This window comes from Mycobacterium sp. 1245111.1 (assembly GCF_001673405.1).
In the GTDB taxonomy this organism is placed as follows: Bacteria; Actinomycetota; Actinomycetes; order Mycobacteriales; family Mycobacteriaceae; genus Mycobacterium.
In genome coordinates, this window is sequence record NZ_LZLV01000095.1 from 64,518 (window position 1) to 81,058 (window position 16,541).

Here is a 16,541-nt window from a genome sequence, read left to right on the forward strand (position 1 = left end):
GCGCCCGTCATCTCTAGGTGCAGAAATATTGCCGGTTGAGCATGCAGTTCGACGGTGGCGAGTAGGAGCCGGTCAGCACTCCTCTGAAACCACCGGTGGCCGAACCGCCGGGGGCAATGGTCCGATTCCAATTCGCGGGGCTGAGAACGTAGTGCGTGCCAGCCTGTGCGAGGGTGCTGTTCCAGGTGTGGGAAATGGATTCTCCTGCCGGCAAGTCGAATTCGAGCTTCCAATCGGAGAGTGGGACCGCGCTCGAATTGGTGATCGCGAAGCGCGCGATGAAACCGGTCTGCCATGCATGTTCCACCGACAACGTGGCACTGGCCGCGGCCGCGTGAGCTACCGGCGCGACGACGAATCCGAGGACGCCAACCATCACAGCCGACAGCGCTGCGTGAAGTGCTGTGCGCCAGCGCTTCACGCAATTCTGCGGTCCGGCCATAGCGGACAACACTAAAACCAAACAGGAGATGGTGGCCGTCGGATCGCGGGTACGCTGCCGTTCCTTTGCTCAACCGAAACCGTCGCGAAACTATTGGTCGTCGACTACCTCAACGACGTCCTGACAGGATGCGTTGATGCATCGCTCCCCAGCGCGAACCGCCGCCCGCCTCATCCTTGGCGCATTCCTGGCTTTCGCTGGAATCAGCCATCTGAGCTTCGCCCGGGCGCAGTTTCACGCCCAGGTGCCTCCATGGCTGCCGCTGAACGCTGATTTCGTGATCATCGCCTCCGGCGTCGTCGAGATTCTGCTCGCAGCGGCCCTCCTGGCACCGGGCAGGTGGCGAGTGCAGGTTGGCTGGGTTGTCGCGGTCTTCTTCGTTCTGGTTTTCCCCGGCAACATCTCTCAATTCGCCACGCACACGGATGCTTTCGGCCTCCACTCCGACCTGGCGCGCGGCATCCGGCTGCTGTTCCAGCCGTTGCTCGTGGTGTGGGCGTTGTGGTGCACCGGGGCATGGGCGGCCTTCCGGAATCGGCGACCGCGTCAGCTGTAACGTGACGACCGTGAATTTCTCCCGCCTGTACTCCATAGTTGGGCTCGCAGCCTGCGCCGCATCGGGGGTCGTTGCTCTTTCCGCATGCGGCTCCGACAAGCCGGCGTCGTCACCACACACGTCCACCGAACCGGCCAGCGCTCCCGCCATGACCGCAGCTGAGTCACCGTCCGCGACCGCTGACACCGGCTGCCCTACCCAGGCTCCAGCCGAAGGCGGCACGCCGGACTGGGCGCTGAGCGGGGCAACCGGCAGCGTGGCCGTGACGGGATCCACGAATAAGACCGCTCCGTTGATCACCGTGACGCAACCGTTCAGCGTGTCCGAAACCCAGGTCCACACGCTGCACGAGGGCGACGGACCCGTCGTGGCGCCCACTGCCACCGTGACGGTGTGCTACATGGGTGTCGACGGACGTGACGGCAAAGTGTTCGATAGCGCCTACGAGCGCGGCACCCCGGCCCAATTCCCGCTCGGCGGAGTCGTACCTGGCTTTCAGAAGGCGATCGTTGGGCAGAAGGTCGGCTCGACCGTCGGCGTCGCCATGGCGGCCGCGGACGGTTACCCCGAGGGTCAGCCCCAAGCCGGCATCCAGAAGGGCGACTCGCTGATCTTCGCGATCAAAATCCTCACTGCCGGAAGCTGAGTCGGACGAAATTCGGATGGATCACCGCACGAGCTCAAAAGGTCAGCTCGCCTTGCGTCGGGGTCGGTAGAAGACGCCGAGCAGCACCCCAGCCGTTCCGACGATCACCAGGGGAATGGCCCAGTGGCGACGTGACGAAATCGCTGAGTCGCATAGCGCTGCGTAATCGGGGTGGGGGGCGGCTTGTTCGGGGGCCTCCACGTTGGTTTGGCCAGGGCTCGTCGTCGAGGGGGCTGGATGTTGAGCGGCGACGGCGTTGCCGCATCCGACGGTCGAGCTCCCGTTCCACGCCCCCACCGGCAGGAACAGGCCGACGATTCCGGCGATCAGCACAGCCGCACCTATGACGAGGTTGCGTGCTCGGTTAGCCATGCTGTCCTCCGTCAGTGATTCGTGTAGCCCGGCTCAGCCGATGGGCGGCCATACTTGTCTACGAAAACGCTTTCGTCATCCTGTGTACATCGCGGGGGCAGATGCAATAAGTGATTTCCCTACATTGGCGCCAACTGTCAGACGACGCTCGAACGCTACGTGCATCTTTCGATCATGAAGATCGTGACCCTTCTACGCGGCTGAGCCGCTGCATACCGTTCACGCGTGGCGTTGAGCATCGGCAGCATCCCGGTCCATGTCCCCCGAGCTTCGCCCGTCACGTTCCGGCAGGCGCTCTTCGTTGCCGTGACTGCGGGCCTGGGTTACGGCTTCGACTCCTACGCCGTGAACATCTACGGCCTGGTGTTGCCGGAGATCAAAAAGACGTTGCACATTACCGACGCGCAAGCCGGCTACATCGGTTCGATCTTCCTGCTCGGATACACGATCGGCACGATCGGTTTCGGCCTGGCGGCCGACCGGTGGGGACGCAAAGCCACTCTGGGTGCGTCGATCCTGCTGTACGGAATCACCACCGCCGTCGCCGGCCTCACCACCAACATCGCCGCGTTTACCGGGCTGCGGTTCCTGACCGGTGTCGGCGGGGCCGGCGAACTCGCGGTAGGCGCGCCGTACACCGCCGAAGTCTGGCCGGCCAAGACCCGCGCGATAGGCGTTGGCGGCGTGATCTTTTCGCTGTTCTCGCTGGGCTATGTTCTCGCCGCCGGTGTCGCGCTGGCACTGGTCCCTCGCTTCGGATGGCAGTCGGCGTTCATCGTGGCGATCGTCCCCGCCATCATCTTGTTCCTCGTCCGACGGGGCATCACCGAGTCGCACCGCTACGTCGACGTGCGGGCCCGCGAGACGGCCAAGCCGCGGCTGTGGCATCTACCCGGTGTGCGACGGCGCTTGATCGCCGGCTGGCTGATCTACACCGCCAATGCCGTCGGCTACTGGGGCATGACGGTGTTCCTGACGACGTACATCGTGAAGCGGTTTCACGCGACGCCGATCGAGGCGATCCGCTACGCGCTGGTGTTCTTCTTACTGCAGGCGGTCTTTGCCTACCTCGGCACGGCGCTCGCCGACTGGATAGGTCGACGCCCGTCGGCGATCCTGGCAGCGGTCATCGAGGTGGTCGCGACCATCCTGGCCGCCACGTCCGACTCCCTGTCGCACTACCAGATCTTCGGCGCGATCGCGATCGCCACACTCGGCTGGTTGTGGGGCGTCGGCGACACCTACATCGCGGAGCTGTTTCCAACGGTATTGCGCGGCACGGGTTTTGGTATCGCGGTCGGCGGCGGGCGGATCGTATCCATCGCCGCACCGACGATCATCGGCTGGGCTATCACGCGGTACGGGCTGCAGACGCCCTACTTGGCGCTGGCCGGACTGTGGGTGCTGACCGTGGTCGGTTACCTGCTGGGACCGGAAACGAAAGCCAAAGAACTCGAAGACCTCACTGACGACGCTCTCACCGAAGACCTGGTAGGCGCGAAAACCTGATTCACTGCGGATGCGTCGCGACGTAGTCCGCAACCGGAATCGGTGACGTCGCAACATATCCGATGGGCAGCAACACATCTCCGGCCGTCGTGCGGCAGTAGACGTCCCATCGGTAGTAACCGGCAAACGCGGCGGGATCGCCGCCGATCAGCGCGGCGTATTGGTTCACCGCGCGCACGTATTCGCTCGCGTGGTTGTAGCGATAGATGGCGTGATCGTGGTCGTTGACGAAGTTGTTCGCGGCCAGATAGCGAGCGGCCGCGATGATGCTGTCGTGCGGCGAGTGAATGTCACCGCCCTGGCCGTAGGCTGCAAACGTCGCCGGCAGGAACTGCATGGGCCCCTGCGCGTCAGCGGTGCTGACACCGTCGATACTGCCCAGCCGGGTCTCGACGAGATTGATCGCGGCCAGATAGTTCCACCCGACACCGGTTTCCGATTCGGCTTGGTGATAGAAGCCGAGCAGTTGGTCCGCAGGCGCCGGCGGCACGATGCGCCACGCCGGGAGGGTTGTGCGGGCCGGGGTTATCGCGTTGAGCGCGCGACGGGCGTCGACGTTGCGGTCGTAGGTGTCGAGCAGCGCCGCCGGAATGCGTGGTCGTGCGGCGGCGTCCCAATCCGGATGTAGCCCGATGGCGCGGTAGGCGGCCTGCTGGCGACGCGCCGCTGCCGTCAGTCCGGCCTCCCCCGTCGCCGGGTCGCGCAACGCGTGCTCGTCGGCGACCAAGTCGTCGGCCACCTGCGCGGGATTCGACGCCAGCCGAGGCTGCGCGCCCTCGGGGGCTTTCGGTGTCGCCGCCACCGTCATCGTGGTCGGCGGGTTGGGATCCGCCGCGGCCCTCGGCGCTGTCGGTCCGGGTGATTGCGAGCAGCCCGCGAGCGCGAGGGCAATTGCGGTGGCCAGCGCCGGGAGTGCGATCACTGTGCTACGGCTCATCGTTGACTTTCCTTTGCGCTTGCCTCCCGATTATGCGGCCGCGCCTAACGGGGGCAACGGGAAATCGATGGGCGGAGACCACTGCGGCGGCGGATTAGGTGATCCTCCGAGGTGCGCCGGGCAGTAGACGGCCTCGGCGACTCTGGTGAACTTCGACGCGGCGTCGTTGCTGAACCCCGCATTCTGCTGCGTCATCGCCTTGATCACATCGGCTTCCGGGGCGCCCTGGTCCATCAATTCGCACGCCCGCCGACCGATGGCCTCGGCGTCGGGCCCATTGTGGTAGGTGATTCCGGCATTGGTGAGCCCGTGCAGGAATCGTGCGTCGGGGTCCGGGTCGGCGTGTGCCGGCGCGGCACTTGCGATCAATGCGGCTAAGCATACGAGCGTCACGCGAATTCGCATGGCTTCATCCTGCTGGAAACCGCGGTCACAATCCAGACGTTCGGCGCATCGTGATGCATTGCCGCATAAGGGGTTCCTCACTGTTTGCCGGTGGCGATCGCGTCGCGGCTGGTTGGACGGACCTGCTGAGTATAGTCTACTATATCTAGGGTGAAGCCTCAGCTGCCCCGCCGCCTTGCCGAACACCCCACGGTTCAGAAAGTGATCGCTGAGCGAGCGGAGCGACCGCCGCGCAGCGACCTCATCGACGCGGACTGGCTCAGGTCCGTCTGTCTGGCCGCCGGAGCCGACGACGTCGCGTTCGCCTCGGTCGACGACCCCGCGCTGGCCTCCGAACTGCCGCACGTGCAAGAGGCGTTGCCGGGTACTCGGAGCTTTATCTCGCTGGTGGTCAAGATGAATCGCGAGAACGTCCGGTCACCGGCCCGCAGCGTGGCGAATCAGGAGTTCCACCGCAGCGGGGAGATTCTCAACGAGGCCGCGCACGAGATCACGCGCGTCCTGGAAGATCATCGCTACCGGGCGCTGAACCCGTCGATGTCCTTCCCGATGGAGATGGACCGCTTCCCGGGCCGAATCTGGGTGGTGGCCCACAAGCCGGTCGCCGTTGCCGCGGGTCTCGGCGTGATGGGGATACACCGCAACGTCATTCATCCCCGCTTCGGCAACTTCATCCTGCTCGCCACGATCCTGGTCGACGCCGACATCAGTTCCTACGGACAGCCGCTGGACTACTCCCCATGTCTGGAGTGCAAGTTGTGCGTGGCGGCCTGTCCGGTCGGCGCCATCGGCAAGGACGGCGAGTTCGATTTCATGGCTTGCTCGACGCACAACTACCGGGAGTTCATGGGCGGCTTCACCGACTGGGCGCAGACGATCGCGGACAGCTCGGATGCCCGCGAATTCCGTTCGCGCGTCAGCGATTCCGAGAACGCATCGATGTGGCAAAGCCTGTCCTTCAAGGCGAACTACAAAGCTGCCTACTGCCTTGCCGTGTGCCCGGCCGGCGAAGAGGTCATCGAGCCTTATCTCGACGACCGTAAGGAATTCATGGATCGGGTTCTCAAACCATTGCAGGACAAGCGCGAGACGCTGTACGTACTGCCGAACTCCGCCGCGAAGTCACATGCGGAGAAACGCTTTCCGCACAAGCCTGTAAAGGTTGTCGACGGCGGACTCGCCAGCCGCGGCTAGTCTCTACGGCACGTCGGGTGGCGGCCAGTGCGTGCCCGGGGATGCGTGGCCGGGCTCGGCGTGTTCGCCACGCGACAACGGCACCCACTGCTCGGTGGGAGCGGGTTGCTCCGACGACGGGAAGTCCCGCAGCTTGCCCGATGGATGTGCGTCCCATTTCGCGAAGGTCAGCGGGGTCTGCAGCCACGCATGCAGCAGGTTGTACGTCGCCTCCAACGACTCGATGTGGGTGCGCTCCCAGCCGTGGCTGCCGTCCAGTCCGAAGCCGACCAGCGCGGCGCGCGTGCCTGCGCCGGCTTCGATCGCCGCCGCGGCGTCGGATCGGTAGTAGCGGAACACGTCTCGCGCATGCGGGATCTTGTGCTCCTCGGCAAGACGGCACAGCTTTCGAGTGAGGTGATAGTCGAACGGGCCATGCAGATCGGCCATCGGGATCGTGACGCCATCCTCGATCGAATGCTGGCCCGGGGCGCACACGGCGTTGTCGACCGATACCAGCTCGGCGACGTCGGCGGGCAACCCGTCACTGGCGCCGTGGCCCACTTCCTCGGTGATCGTGACCATGATCGTGGTGCGGTGCGGCAGCACAACCTTCTGTTCGGCGAAATTCCGGGCCAGTGTCAGCGCAACCGCGACCCCGGCCTTGCCGTCAAGGTGCCGCGAGACGATGAAGCCGTCGGCGGCGAGCTCGGGACTGGTGATCAGCCCGACGAAGTCCCCGACCTGGATGCCGAGCCGCAGCAGATCGTCGCGTGACGACACCTTGCGGTCGATGCGGACCTCGACGTGATCCCAGTCGGTTGGCTGAGTGTCGATCTCGTCACCGAAGGCGTGACCGCTGGACTTGAGCGGCAGCACCGTGCCGGTGATGAACTCGTCCGGGTCGTCGCTGAAGATGCGCACGCGGGCGCCGGTGGCGAAACGGGCCGAGAAGGTGCCGACCGGGATCAGCTCGAGGCGGCCGTTGTCCTTCAGCCCGCGCACCATGCAGCCGATGGTGTCGGCGTGCACGACGACAGCGCGGTCGGTGGTGTCGGACTTGCCCGGAAGCTCGGCGATGAGCGCGCCGCGGCGGGTCAACGAGAACGGCACCCCGAAGTCGTTGAAGATGTCACCGATCAGCTGCATCACGGCGTCGGTCCGCCCTGATGGGCTCGGGGTTTGCAGCAGCGCCAGCAGCGTGTCGATCATCCACGCGCGGTCGGACTCGGGCATGACCGCTTTCTTGCCCACGTTGTCTCCTCGTGCTCGTTGCCGGAAGTTACATCCAACCAGCACCGTTGCTGGACAGTCGCCGCCGCGCTGCGGCCAGACAGTTACCTCCCGAACGTAACGGTTGGCCGGAAAGTCCAAGCTGTGGCCCTCTGCCAGGTTTCAGCGCCGCCATGTCGGGTCAAACCTGCCGTCATGGACAAAACCGCCTTCATCGAGCGACTCAACGAGGATCTCGGCACGGAGTACCAGTCGATCGTCCAATACATCCAGCACGCGGCGACGATCAAGGGGCCCGAATACCACTCGATTGCCGAAGAGATCGACACTCACCTGTCCCAGGAGCTGGAGCACGCGAAGATCCTCGCCCAGCAGATCGATTTTCTGGGCGGTAAGCCAACCGTGCGGGTGCCTGAAGTGCCCGACGCCTCTGACGGCATCGCGGCGCTCAAGGCCGACGTGGAATTAGAGCAGCGTCAACTCGATCGTTACCGCAAGCGGGTGATCGAAGCCAACGATCTGGGTCTACCGGACGTCGCCGAGGCTCTCCGACCGTTGTTGCAGCAAACGCAGGACCACGTGCGTGAACTGCAGGATGCCCTCGAGCGCTGAGCGCCCAGTGTAATCATGCGCTCGGCGGGCCGAGCCACCTGCTTAGCGCCTCGCTCAAGCCGGTGTCGGAACCGTCGCCAACCCACGCGACGTATCCATCGGGCCGGACCAGTACGGCATCCGGGGCGGAGACCGCACCGAGGCCGGGAAGTTCCCATTCGCCAACGTATTTCGCATCGGTCAGCCGAACTCGGCCCACCCAGGCGGATACGTTCAGTGCGCCGGGCTCGCCGAAGTTGATCAGCACTGCGTGCGCGCAGTGCAGCAGCGGGAACACCCGACCCGGACCATCGTCGGTGACGATGTCGAGATCGGGCATGCGACGTCCGAGCAGGGGGTGTTCGGCTCCGAGGTCGTAGTGGATGCCCAATCCCGACATCATCGCCGCGAAGTGTCGACGCGGCTCGTCCATGGCAAGCAGGCCAGACACGATGTCGCGCAACGCTTTTGTGCGATCGTCGTCGGGATGCCGGAGCAGCGTCATTTGGGCCATCGTGTTCTGCAGCACCCGGGCAGCGACCGGATGGCGTTCGGCGTGATAGCTGTCGAGCAGGCTGTCCGGCGCCGACCCGTTGACGACCAGGGCGAGCTTCCATCCCATATTCACCGCGTCCTGAACCCCGGTGTTGAGACCTTGGCCGCCGATTGGATGGTGCACATGGGCAGCGTCACCCGCCAGCAGCACCCGGCGGTCGCGATAGGACGCCGCCTGCCGCGCCATGTCAGTCGACCTGGAAATCCAAGCGGGGCTGTGGATTCCGTAGTCAGTGCCGTAGACGGCCACGAGTGCTTCGCGAAGCTCATCCAGGGTGGGTTCGGTTGCTGTTCCGATCTGCCGTTCGGTCACCATCACCCGCACCGATCCCCCGTCGGTCGACTCGCTGAGCGCGTGCACACCCACGGCGTCGTGGCGGATGCCCCACTGCGGTTCTGCGTTCAGCTGGGCCTCGGCGAGCAGATAGCTCATCGTCGGATCCCAGCCCGGAAATTCGATGCCTGCCGACTTTCGCACCGCGCTGCGTCCGCCGTCGCACCCGACCAGATACTGCGCCCGCCCGCGCCGGCCGTCGGACAGCTTTACGTCGACCCCGGTCCCGTCCTGAACGACGCCCACGACTTCGTGTTCGCGATATACCGGAACGTCGAGTTCGTCGACCCAGTCGCCGAGAATGCGTTCGATGTGGTTCTGCCACAGCGCAAGTCCGTACGGATGCCGGGTGGGAAAGTCGCTGATGTCCAGCCGGATTTGGGCGAACCCCGCAACCTGTGCGACCTGGCCGCTCGTGAGGAAACGATCGGCGATTCCGCGTTGGTCGAGTAGCTCGATGGTGCGTGCATGCAAACCGCCTGCACGCGAGCCGATCAGCTCCTGGTTGGCGCGCCGCTCGACGATGGCAACGTCGACTCCCGCCAACGCCAATTCACCTGCCAACATCAGGCCGGTCGGGCCTCCCCCGACGATGATCACGGAATGTTCAATGCGCATGTGACTCCCCCTGAAGTCGCTGAGTTATCGCCTCGGCCAGCGATTTTGCGTCATAACCGGGGGCTTGCCGCAAGCCCCCGGGTGCGCTATATGTTGAAAGTGGAACGGGGTTTTCTCTCCGTTCCTTTTTCGTCCGCGGCCAGCGACCGCACCGTCGATGCTGAGATCTTCGGCCTCACCCGCGCCGACGGCCGGCCGAACTTACCTGCGGTGGGCCGCTACCCCGTCAGGCATCCCGATGGCCTCGCTCGTCTGCTCCGCCACGCCAGAGGGTCCAGGCTCGCCGCTGAACGGGCGGCCGACGCCGCGATTACGGCCATAAGCACGTCGATTAATTCTTGACCAATTCCAAATTAGGTCTTGACTGACTCCAGACGAGAGCGAATATTTGGGCTCGTGTCGTCAATGGAGACGGATTACTCGGCACAGCTGCGAACGGCCGATCTGCGCGTGACCCGCCCGAGGGTCGCTGTACTGGAAGCGGTGCACGACCATCCGCATGCTGACACCGAGACGATCCTGTCCGCGGTCCGCGGCGCCCTCCCCGAGGTCTCCCGCCAGGCGGTCTACGACGTCCTCAATGCCCTGACCGCAGTCGGTTTGGTTCGGCGGATTCAGCCATCAGGTTTGGTTGCCCGCTACGAGTCTCGCGTCGGCGACAACCACCACCACGTCGTATGCCGAACCTGTGGTGTCATCAACGACGTCGACTGCGCGGTCGGTGATGCGCCGTGCCTGACCCCTTCCAACGACGACAACGCTCTAGATGGCTTCGTTCTCGACGAGGCCGAAGTCATCTATTGGGGCCTATGCCCCGACTGCTCACGCGCAACGTCCGGATCACAGCCGTGATCCCAGCCCGGTTCAACAACTCCTGAAAGGAATACTGTGTCAGAAAGCGAAAACCCGACTATCGAGGCGCCGAAGCCGAAATCGCACGGGCCACTGACTATTCGGGACTGGTGGCCTGACCAAGTCGACCCGTCGAAGTTGCACCCGCACTCCCCCCAGTCCAACCCGCTCGGTGATGACTTCGACTATGCGGCCGAGTTCGCCAAGCTCGACGTTGAGGCGCTCAAGGCGGACGTGATCTCGATCATGACCACGTCGCAAGACTGGTGGCCGGCCGACTACGGCCACTACGGCGGCCTGTTCATCCGGATGAGCTGGCACGCCGCGGGTACCTACCGCATTCACGACGGCCGCGGCGGCGGTGGGCAGGGCATGCAGCGGTTCGCCCCGCTCAACAGCTGGCCCGACAATGTGAGCCTGGACAAGGCGCGCCGGTTGCTATGGCCGGTCAAGAAGAAGTACGGCAACAAGATCTCGTGGGCCGACCTGATCATCTTCGCCGGCAACTGTGCTCTGGAGTCGATGGGCTTCAAAACCTTCGGCTTTGCGTTCGGCCGCGAAGACGTCTGGGAGCCCGAAGAAATCCTCTGGGGTGAAGAGGACGAATGGTTGGGCACCAACAAGCGCTACTCGGGAGAGCGGGATCTCGCCCAGCCCTACGGCGCTACCACGATGGGCTTGATCTACGTGAATCCCGAAGGCCCCGAAGGCAAGCCGGATCCCGTCGCCGCCGCGATCGACATCCGGGAAACGTTCGGCCGGATGGCGATGAACGACGAGGAAACCGCCGCACTGATCGTCGGGGGCCACAGCTTCGGCAAGACCCACGGCGCCGGCAGCGGGGACCTGGTTGGTCCCGAGCCGGAAGGCGCCCCCATCGAGCAGCAGGGGCTGGGCTGGAAGAGCTCCTACGGCAGCGGCGTCGGCAAGGACGCCATCACCAGTGGTTTGGAGGTGGTTTGGACGCCCACCCCGACCAAGTGGGACAACACCTTCCTCGAGACGCTGTACGGCTACGAGTGGGAGCTGACCAAGAGCCCTGGCGATGCCTGGCAGTTCGTCGCCAAGGATGGCGCCGGCGCGGGCACCATCCCCGACCCGTTCGGCGGACCGGGTCGCGCCCCCACCATGCTGGTCACCGACATCTCCATGCGCGAGTCTCCGATCTACCGCGACATCACCAGGCGGTGGCTGGACCATCCGGAGGAGTTGGCGGAGGCGTTCGCGAAGGCGTGGTACAAGCTGCTGCACCGCGACATGGGACCGATCAGCCGCTATCTCGGCCCGTGGGTTGCCGAGCCGCAGTTGTGGCAGGACCCCGTTCCGGCCGTCGACCACAAACTGGTGGACGACAAAGATATTGCGGCCCTGAAGAAGACGGTGCTCGAGTCCGGACTATCCGTTCCTCAGTTGGTCAAGACGGCGTGGTCGGCGGTGTCGAGCTACCGCAACACCGACAAGCGCGGTGGGGCGAACGGCGGACGGCTTCGCCTTGAGCCGCAACGCAACTGGGAGGTCAACGAACCGTCTGAACTCGACAAGGTGTTGCCGGTTCTCGAGAAGATTCAGCAGGACTTCAACGGCTCCGCGTCCGGCGGGAAGAAGATCTCGCTAGCCGATCTGATCGTGTTGGCGGGTTCTGCGGCCGTGGAGAAGGCGGCGAAAGACGCTGGATACGAGATCGACGTGCACTTCGTGCCCGGGCGCACCGATGCCTCGCAGGAGGACACCGATGTGGAGTCGTTCGCGGTGCTCGAACCGCGAGCCGACGGGTTCCGCAACTACGTCCGTCCCGGCGAGAAGGCACCGCTCGAGCAGTTGCTGGTGGAGCGGGCCTACCTTCTCGGGGTTACCGCTCCGGAGATGACCGTGCTCGTCGGTGGCCTGCGTGCGTTGGGCGCTAACCACGGCGGCAGCAAGCACGGTGTGTTCACCGACAAGCCGGGTGTGTTGACCAACGACTTCTTCGTCAACCTGCTCGACATGGGTAACGCGTGGAAGGCATCGGAGTCGGCCGAGAATGTCTACGAGGTAGTCGACCGACACTCCGGCGCTCGGAAGTGGACCGCGACCGCGAATGACCTTGTGTTCGGGTCGAACTCGGTGCTGCGCGCGTTGGCCGAGGTCTACGCGCAAGACGACGCCAAGGGGAAGTTCGTGGAGGACTTCGTCGCCGCGTGGGTCAAGGTCAGCAACAACGATCGGTTTGACCTCAAGTAACGCCTGTTCGTTCTGCCACAACTGCACCCCGTGGGCATCGCTCGCGGGGTGCAGTGCGTTGGTTTGGCCACGCTAGACTCGTCGCCGCCAACGTCCCCGAGTGAGGGTTCGCCGATGAAATGTGTGCTGGCCGCGTACGGAAGTCGGGGCGACGTCGAGCCGTGCGCCGTCGTCGGGCGTGAGTTGCAGCGCCGTGGCCACGACGTGCGCATCGCGGTACCGCCCAATATGGTCGCGTTCGTCGAGTCGGTCGGGCTCGAGGCGACGGCGTACGGACCCGATTCCCACGCGCAGTTGGACACGGCGGCGGATCTTCTCGTCGGCACCATGAAGAATCCGTATAGCGCGCTACCCGAAATGATCGAACGTGTCAGCAAGGTCTGGGTGGACAAGGGCACGGCGCTGGCATCGCTCGCCGAGGACGCCGACCTGCTCGTGTCAGGTATGAACGAGCAGCGGCTCGCCGCGAATATCGCTGAATACCACAATATTCCGTTGGTGGCGTTGCATTCATTCCCGCCGCGGTTTCAGCCGGCCGGCCAGCTCAACTCCGGTCTGATCAAGATGTCCGAGGAGCCGCTGCGGCGGGCGCTGGGCATGCCCGATACGCCCGAGCCCACGCCGGCGGTTCTGGAAATCCAGGCGTACGACGAACGGTGCCTGCCCGGGCGGCCCGAGGATTGGGCGGAACCGGGTAAGCCCTTCGCCGGTGCGCTCAACCTCGAATTGCGCACGGACGCCGATGCCGCGGTGCTGTCATGGATCGCCGAGGGAACGGCGCCAATCTATTTCGGCATGGGCAGTACACCGATCTCGCCGCCCGCCGAGATCATCGACATGATCATCGCGGCGTCGGCGCGACTGAACCGGCGCCTGCTCATCTGCGCCGGACCCAATGACCTATCCGAATTCGATCACCACGACCACGTCAAGTTCGTCGACGCAGTCGGTCACGCCGCGATCCTCCCCCGCTGCGAGGCGGCCGTCCACCACGGCGGAGCGGGCACCACGGCAGCGGTCATGCGTGCAGGCGTGCCGTCGCTGATCTTGTGGCTCTGGCTCGACCAGCCGGTGTGGGCGGCCGGGGTCCAGGAGCTGAAGATCGGTGTGGGACAGTGCTTCTCCGAAGTCAGTCCGCAATCGTTGTTCGCCGGGTTGAAGACGATCCTGGCACTCGATTACCTCGCCCGCGCCCGTAACATCGCCGGACAGATGATCTCGACCGACGAAAGCGCCTCTTGCGCTGCCGATCTGGTGGAAACCGCAGCGCAAGCGGGCTAGATCATCGATTGAGGTCCCATTGCCCGTAGTCGGCGGCGAGCACCTCGTCGACGTCAATGTGTATGCCGCCGAGCAGCGGTCCGGGGTTCGATGGGCTGTTCACCACCTCTTGGTACAGCACGGCGGCCGGTTCACGCTGTCCGTTCGACCAGGCTTTGGTCTGCCAGGCCCACAGATGTCCCGCTGTGCTGGAATGGCCGATCACGCCGTCGTTGATCGCCCAGCGGCACACTTGAGCGTCGCCGTAGATCCCGGTGCGCGGTAAACCCAACACGGAGATTATGCCACGAAACCAATTGACCGCCAGGCTGTTCCAGGTGTCAGCGTTGATGTCGTCGTCGACACTGAAGAAGATCGGCGCAGAATTGCTGCCCCCGGCGGCGTTGTGCAGACGCAACGCCTCATGCGCGTCGGCGACACCGCCGTCGAAACCGCGGGTGAAGTCCGACGGCGCGGTTCCGTTGGGCTTGCCGTACTGAAAATTGCTGACGATGTGTAAACCGGCCGCGCGCAACGAGTCCGCATACTCGCGAGTGAGCGGCTTCGCTTCGAAGTTCGCGCCGGGGCGTGACTCGGACACGTAATTCACCACCCCGGCATAGCCGGCCGCTTTGATCTCGGCGGGCGCGATTCGGCGCTCCGCAAAATCGATCAGCCTGGGGTTGTCGGCGGACGCTTTAGGCCCGTCGAGAGCCGCATCCAAAGAGGTGAGGCCCAACACCGCCCCTGCCGCAGCGTATTTGGCGAATTCGCGTCGTGAAATCATGATTCAGCCGCGCCGAGTCAGAAGGGCTGTCGCACTCCACGGCCGCTTGCCTGGATGACGTGGATTGGGCTGCGGACCCCACAGGGCCGGCCACATGAAGACCGGCAAGCGGTGAAATCGCTTGGCGGCGGCCATGAGATACTCGGATTCGAGGACTCGCCAGCCCAGCTCTTCGAAATAGGCCAACCCGTTTTCGGGCGCGAAGACAAACGGGGCATTCTGCAGCAGGCCGTCCATTTTCTTGTTCATCAGGCTCTTCAAGCCCGGACCGGCGAAGTCGAACATCCACCAGCCCACCTCTGGCCGGTTGAGGGCATCCGAAAGTGCTGTGACATCAGCGTCTTCGAGATACATCAGCAGGCCCTCGGTCAAGACCAACGCATTGCTGGCACCGTCGAGCGCCTCGTCCAAGAACGCTTCGCGGGCGACGGGGTCGGCGAGGTCGACCGCGGACCGGGTCAACCGGCAACGGGGCACCTGGTCGGCGAGCAGTTCCGCCTTCTCCTCGAGCATCTGCGGAAGGTCCGCTTCGATCCACGGAAAGTCGGGCGGAAGATCCAATCGGTACGGCCGCGTGTCCAAGCCGGCGGCGAGATTCAGCACCCGGTCGCAGCCGTCGGCGATCGCTTGGGAAATAGCGTCGTCGATGATCTTGGTGCGCGCGACAAGCCACCAGCCGCTGCGGCTCGTCATCGGGGTCTTGGCGACGATCGCGCGGCCCTGCTCTCCCGCCAGCCGCGCGGCGAGCGGGTCGCGAAACAGCGCGTCGGTCCGGGTGGATTCGGTGGCTCGGTACAGCGCGGTCCACCTGGCCGTGTCTGAGACGTGAGTGATCACATGCCCGCCGTTTGACATACGTTGCGTTATAGCACTCCGGCGCTGGTGGAATCGGGGTTGGGTCGTGTACAAGGGTGTCATGGACGATCGGCCCGTCAGTCCGGCCACGCTGCACGAGGCAACGGTCCGGCGGTTGTATCGGCGAGCAGAGGTGACCGCACAGATCACGGTTCCCGCCGTCCCCAGCATGCTCGACGAGTACGTCACGATGTGCGCCAACGTGTTTGCCGCCGCCGGCGTGCAGTACACCCCCGAGCAATCCACTCAGCTCAGGACGGTGCTGGCGGCCGAGTTGACCAAGGCCTATACCGCCTCATCGCGGTCGAACATCGTGATCTCGTTCCACGCTCCGTTCGGCATCGGGATGAACTACCGCGTCACAACCGAATCCGTGACACTTGGGGGCGCCTACGACGGCTGGATCAGTACCCGCGAAGGGCCGTTGTTCGGTACTGAGCCCGACGCGCGGGTGTGGGCATTGGCCCGCGAGATGGCCGATCCCGGATCCCACCCGGTGCTCGACATCGGCGCCGGAACCGGTCGCAATGCGCTGGCGCTGGCCCGGCGTGGCCACCCGGTGGACGCGGTGGAGATGAGCCCGAAGTTCGCCGACATCATTCGCGCGGAAGCCGGGCGCGAATCGCTGCAGGTGCGCGTCATGAACGGCGACGTCTTCGAAACCATGGACGGGGTCCGCCGTGACTATCAGCTGATCATTCTCGCCGAGGTAGTCCCCGACTTTCGGACCACGGGTGAACTGCGCGGAATCTTCGAACTCGCGGCCGACTGCCTGGCTTCGGGAGGGCAGTTGGTGTTCAACACCTTCCTGGCGCGAGCTGGCTACACCCCCGACGACGCGACCCGTGAACTCGGGCAGCAGTGCAACACGATGATCTATACACGTGACGAATTGGCAGCTGCAACAAGCGAGTTACCGTTCGATCTGGTCAGCGATGACGCGGCCTACGAGTACGAGAAAATTCATCTCCCCGAAAGCGCCTGGCCACCAACGGATTGGTTCGAAGGCTGGGCCCAGGGACTCGACGTGTTCGATCTCGACGCCGAATACTCCCCCATCGACCTGCGCTGGCTCGTGTACCGGAAGGCGTGAGATCTTGCGAAACAGAAGCCAGGGCTGCGATACGACCAAAACTACGACCGCTGCTTCTGTTTCACAGCCGCGACCGCGCTCGATGAGAGCAGGAACGGCTGCT

At 64.6% G+C, this 16,541-nt stretch carries 17 protein-coding genes; 9 read left to right on the plus strand and 8 right to left on the minus strand.

Annotated elements, in window-relative coordinates; all coding sequences use genetic code 11:
- Positions 1 to 13: 13 nt before the first annotated feature.
- Complete coding sequence (locus tag A5658_RS13640; RefSeq protein WP_067335585.1) at positions 14 to 442, minus strand: cellulose-binding domain-containing protein; 429 nt, start codon at positions 440 to 442, stop codon at positions 14 to 16.
- A 136-nt stretch (positions 443 to 578) separates the two neighbouring features.
- Between A5658_RS13640 and A5658_RS13645 the strand changes: the two genes are divergently transcribed.
- On the plus strand, positions 579 to 998 hold the full coding sequence (locus A5658_RS13645; protein ID WP_067335588.1) for a hypothetical protein: 420 nt from the start codon (positions 579 to 581) through the stop codon (positions 996 to 998).
- A gap of 1 nt (position 999) precedes the next feature.
- Positions 1,000 to 1,644: an FKBP-type peptidyl-prolyl cis-trans isomerase gene (locus A5658_RS13650; RefSeq protein WP_369830521.1), complete on the plus strand. Its 645-nt coding sequence runs from the start codon at positions 1,000 to 1,002 to the stop codon at positions 1,642 to 1,644.
- A gap of 42 nt (positions 1,645 to 1,686) precedes the next feature.
- On the opposite strand, the gene A5658_RS13655 is transcribed toward A5658_RS13650, so the two are convergent.
- Positions 1,687 to 2,016 (minus strand): hypothetical protein, encoded by a 330-nt coding sequence (locus A5658_RS13655; protein WP_067335591.1) that lies wholly within the window; start codon positions 2,014 to 2,016, stop codon positions 1,687 to 1,689.
- Between the two features lie 225 nt (positions 2,017 to 2,241).
- Here A5658_RS13655 and A5658_RS13660 point away from each other — a divergent pair, with 225 nt between their 5' ends.
- Entirely contained in the window at positions 2,242 to 3,525 is a 1,284-nt protein-coding gene (locus A5658_RS13660; protein WP_067335593.1) for an MFS transporter, read from the plus strand.
- Between the two features lies 1 nt (position 3,526).
- Here A5658_RS13660 and A5658_RS13665 read toward each other — a convergent pair whose 3' ends face one another.
- A complete protein-coding gene (locus tag A5658_RS13665; protein WP_067335596.1) occupies positions 3,527 to 4,462 on the minus strand; it encodes a lytic transglycosylase domain-containing protein in 936 nt (311 codons plus the stop codon).
- 30 nt (positions 4,463 to 4,492) lie between these two features.
- Entirely contained in the window at positions 4,493 to 4,831 is a 339-nt protein-coding gene (locus A5658_RS13670) for a DUF732 domain-containing protein (protein ID WP_231997320.1), read from the minus strand.
- 186 nt (positions 4,832 to 5,017) lie between these two features.
- On the opposite strand from A5658_RS13670, the gene A5658_RS13675 reads away from it, so the two are divergent.
- Positions 5,018 to 6,061, plus strand: a complete 1,044-nt coding sequence (locus A5658_RS13675; protein ID WP_082993169.1) for an epoxyqueuosine reductase — start codon at positions 5,018 to 5,020, stop codon at positions 6,059 to 6,061.
- Between the two features lie 3 nt (positions 6,062 to 6,064).
- Here A5658_RS13675 and A5658_RS13680 read toward each other — a convergent pair whose 3' ends face one another.
- Complete coding sequence (locus A5658_RS13680) at positions 6,065 to 7,294, minus strand: osmoprotectant NAGGN system M42 family peptidase (RefSeq protein WP_067335601.1); 1,230 nt, start codon at positions 7,292 to 7,294, stop codon at positions 6,065 to 6,067.
- Between the two features lie 174 nt (positions 7,295 to 7,468).
- On the opposite strand from A5658_RS13680, the gene A5658_RS13685 reads away from it, so the two are divergent.
- Positions 7,469 to 7,885 carry a ferritin-like domain-containing protein gene (locus tag A5658_RS13685; RefSeq protein WP_067335605.1) on the plus strand — a complete coding sequence of 139 codons (417 nt, stop codon included), beginning with the start codon at positions 7,469 to 7,471 and terminating at the stop codon, positions 7,883 to 7,885.
- 13 nt (positions 7,886 to 7,898) lie between these two features.
- Here A5658_RS13685 and A5658_RS13690 read toward each other — a convergent pair whose 3' ends face one another.
- Positions 7,899 to 9,371, minus strand: coding sequence for an FAD-dependent monooxygenase (locus A5658_RS13690; protein ID WP_067335607.1), 1,473 nt, complete (start codon positions 9,369 to 9,371; stop codon positions 7,899 to 7,901).
- A gap of 405 nt (positions 9,372 to 9,776) precedes the next feature.
- Between A5658_RS13690 and A5658_RS13695 the strand changes: the two genes are divergently transcribed.
- From A5658_RS13695 to A5658_RS13705, 3 genes are all read left to right on the plus strand, one after another.
- The gene (locus A5658_RS13695; protein ID WP_067335610.1) at positions 9,777 to 10,223 is read left to right on the plus strand and encodes a Fur family transcriptional regulator; all 447 of its coding nucleotides are present in this window, start codon (positions 9,777 to 9,779) and stop codon (positions 10,221 to 10,223) included.
- A gap of 36 nt (positions 10,224 to 10,259) precedes the next feature.
- On the plus strand, positions 10,260 to 12,443 hold the full coding sequence (gene katG, locus A5658_RS13700; RefSeq protein WP_082993170.1) for a catalase/peroxidase HPI: 2,184 nt from the start codon (positions 10,260 to 10,262) through the stop codon (positions 12,441 to 12,443).
- A 114-nt stretch (positions 12,444 to 12,557) separates the two neighbouring features.
- Positions 12,558 to 13,724: a glycosyltransferase gene (locus A5658_RS13705; protein ID WP_067335611.1), complete on the plus strand. Its 1,167-nt coding sequence runs from the start codon at positions 12,558 to 12,560 to the stop codon at positions 13,722 to 13,724.
- Between the two features lies 1 nt (position 13,725).
- On the opposite strand, the gene A5658_RS13710 is transcribed toward A5658_RS13705, so the two are convergent.
- Together A5658_RS13710 and A5658_RS13715 are read right to left on the minus strand one after the other, a co-directional pair.
- The gene (locus A5658_RS13710; protein ID WP_067335615.1) at positions 13,726 to 14,490 is read right to left on the minus strand and encodes a DUF1906 domain-containing protein; all 765 of its coding nucleotides are present in this window, start codon (positions 14,488 to 14,490) and stop codon (positions 13,726 to 13,728) included.
- Between the two features lie 3 nt (positions 14,491 to 14,493).
- On the minus strand, positions 14,494 to 15,345 hold the full coding sequence (locus tag A5658_RS13715) for an SAM-dependent methyltransferase (protein ID WP_067335619.1): 852 nt from the start codon (positions 15,343 to 15,345) through the stop codon (positions 14,494 to 14,496).
- Between the two features lie 61 nt (positions 15,346 to 15,406).
- On the opposite strand from A5658_RS13715, the gene A5658_RS13720 reads away from it, so the two are divergent.
- Positions 15,407 to 16,438, plus strand: a complete 1,032-nt coding sequence (locus A5658_RS13720; RefSeq protein ID WP_067335713.1) for a bifunctional 2-polyprenyl-6-hydroxyphenol methylase/3-demethylubiquinol 3-O-methyltransferase UbiG — start codon at positions 15,407 to 15,409, stop codon at positions 16,436 to 16,438.
- The last annotated feature ends 103 nt before the right edge of the window (positions 16,439 to 16,541 follow it).

Bases quoted from the DNA above. Each gene is read 5' to 3' on its own strand.
- A5658_RS13640 (WP_067335585.1), bottom strand. From the start codon at position 442: ATGGCCGGACCGCAGAATTGCGTGAAGCGCTGGCGCACAGCACTTCAC.
- A5658_RS13645 (WP_067335588.1), top strand. From the start codon at position 579: ATGCATCGCTCCCCAGCGCGAACCGCCGCCCGCCTCATCCTTGGCGCA.
- A5658_RS13655 (WP_067335591.1), bottom strand. From the start codon at position 2,016: ATGGCTAACCGAGCACGCAACCTCGTCATAGGTGCGGCTGTGCTGATC.
- A5658_RS13665 (WP_067335596.1), bottom strand. From the start codon at position 4,462: ATGAGCCGTAGCACAGTGATCGCACTCCCGGCGCTGGCCACCGCAATT.
- A5658_RS13685 (WP_067335605.1), top strand. From the start codon at position 7,469: ATGGACAAAACCGCCTTCATCGAGCGACTCAACGAGGATCTCGGCACG.
- A5658_RS13690 (WP_067335607.1), bottom strand. From the start codon at position 9,371: ATGCGCATTGAACATTCCGTGATCATCGTCGGGGGAGGCCCGACCGGC.
- A5658_RS13695 (WP_067335610.1), top strand. From the start codon at position 9,777: ATGGAGACGGATTACTCGGCACAGCTGCGAACGGCCGATCTGCGCGTG.
- A5658_RS13705 (WP_067335611.1), top strand. From the start codon at position 12,558: ATGAAATGTGTGCTGGCCGCGTACGGAAGTCGGGGCGACGTCGAGCCG.
- A5658_RS13710 (WP_067335615.1), bottom strand. From the start codon at position 14,490: ATGATTTCACGACGCGAATTCGCCAAATACGCTGCGGCAGGGGCGGTG.
- A5658_RS13715 (WP_067335619.1), bottom strand. From the start codon at position 15,345: ATGTCAAACGGCGGGCATGTGATCACTCACGTCTCAGACACGGCCAGG.
- A5658_RS13720 (WP_067335713.1), top strand. From the start codon at position 15,407: ATGGACGATCGGCCCGTCAGTCCGGCCACGCTGCACGAGGCAACGGTC.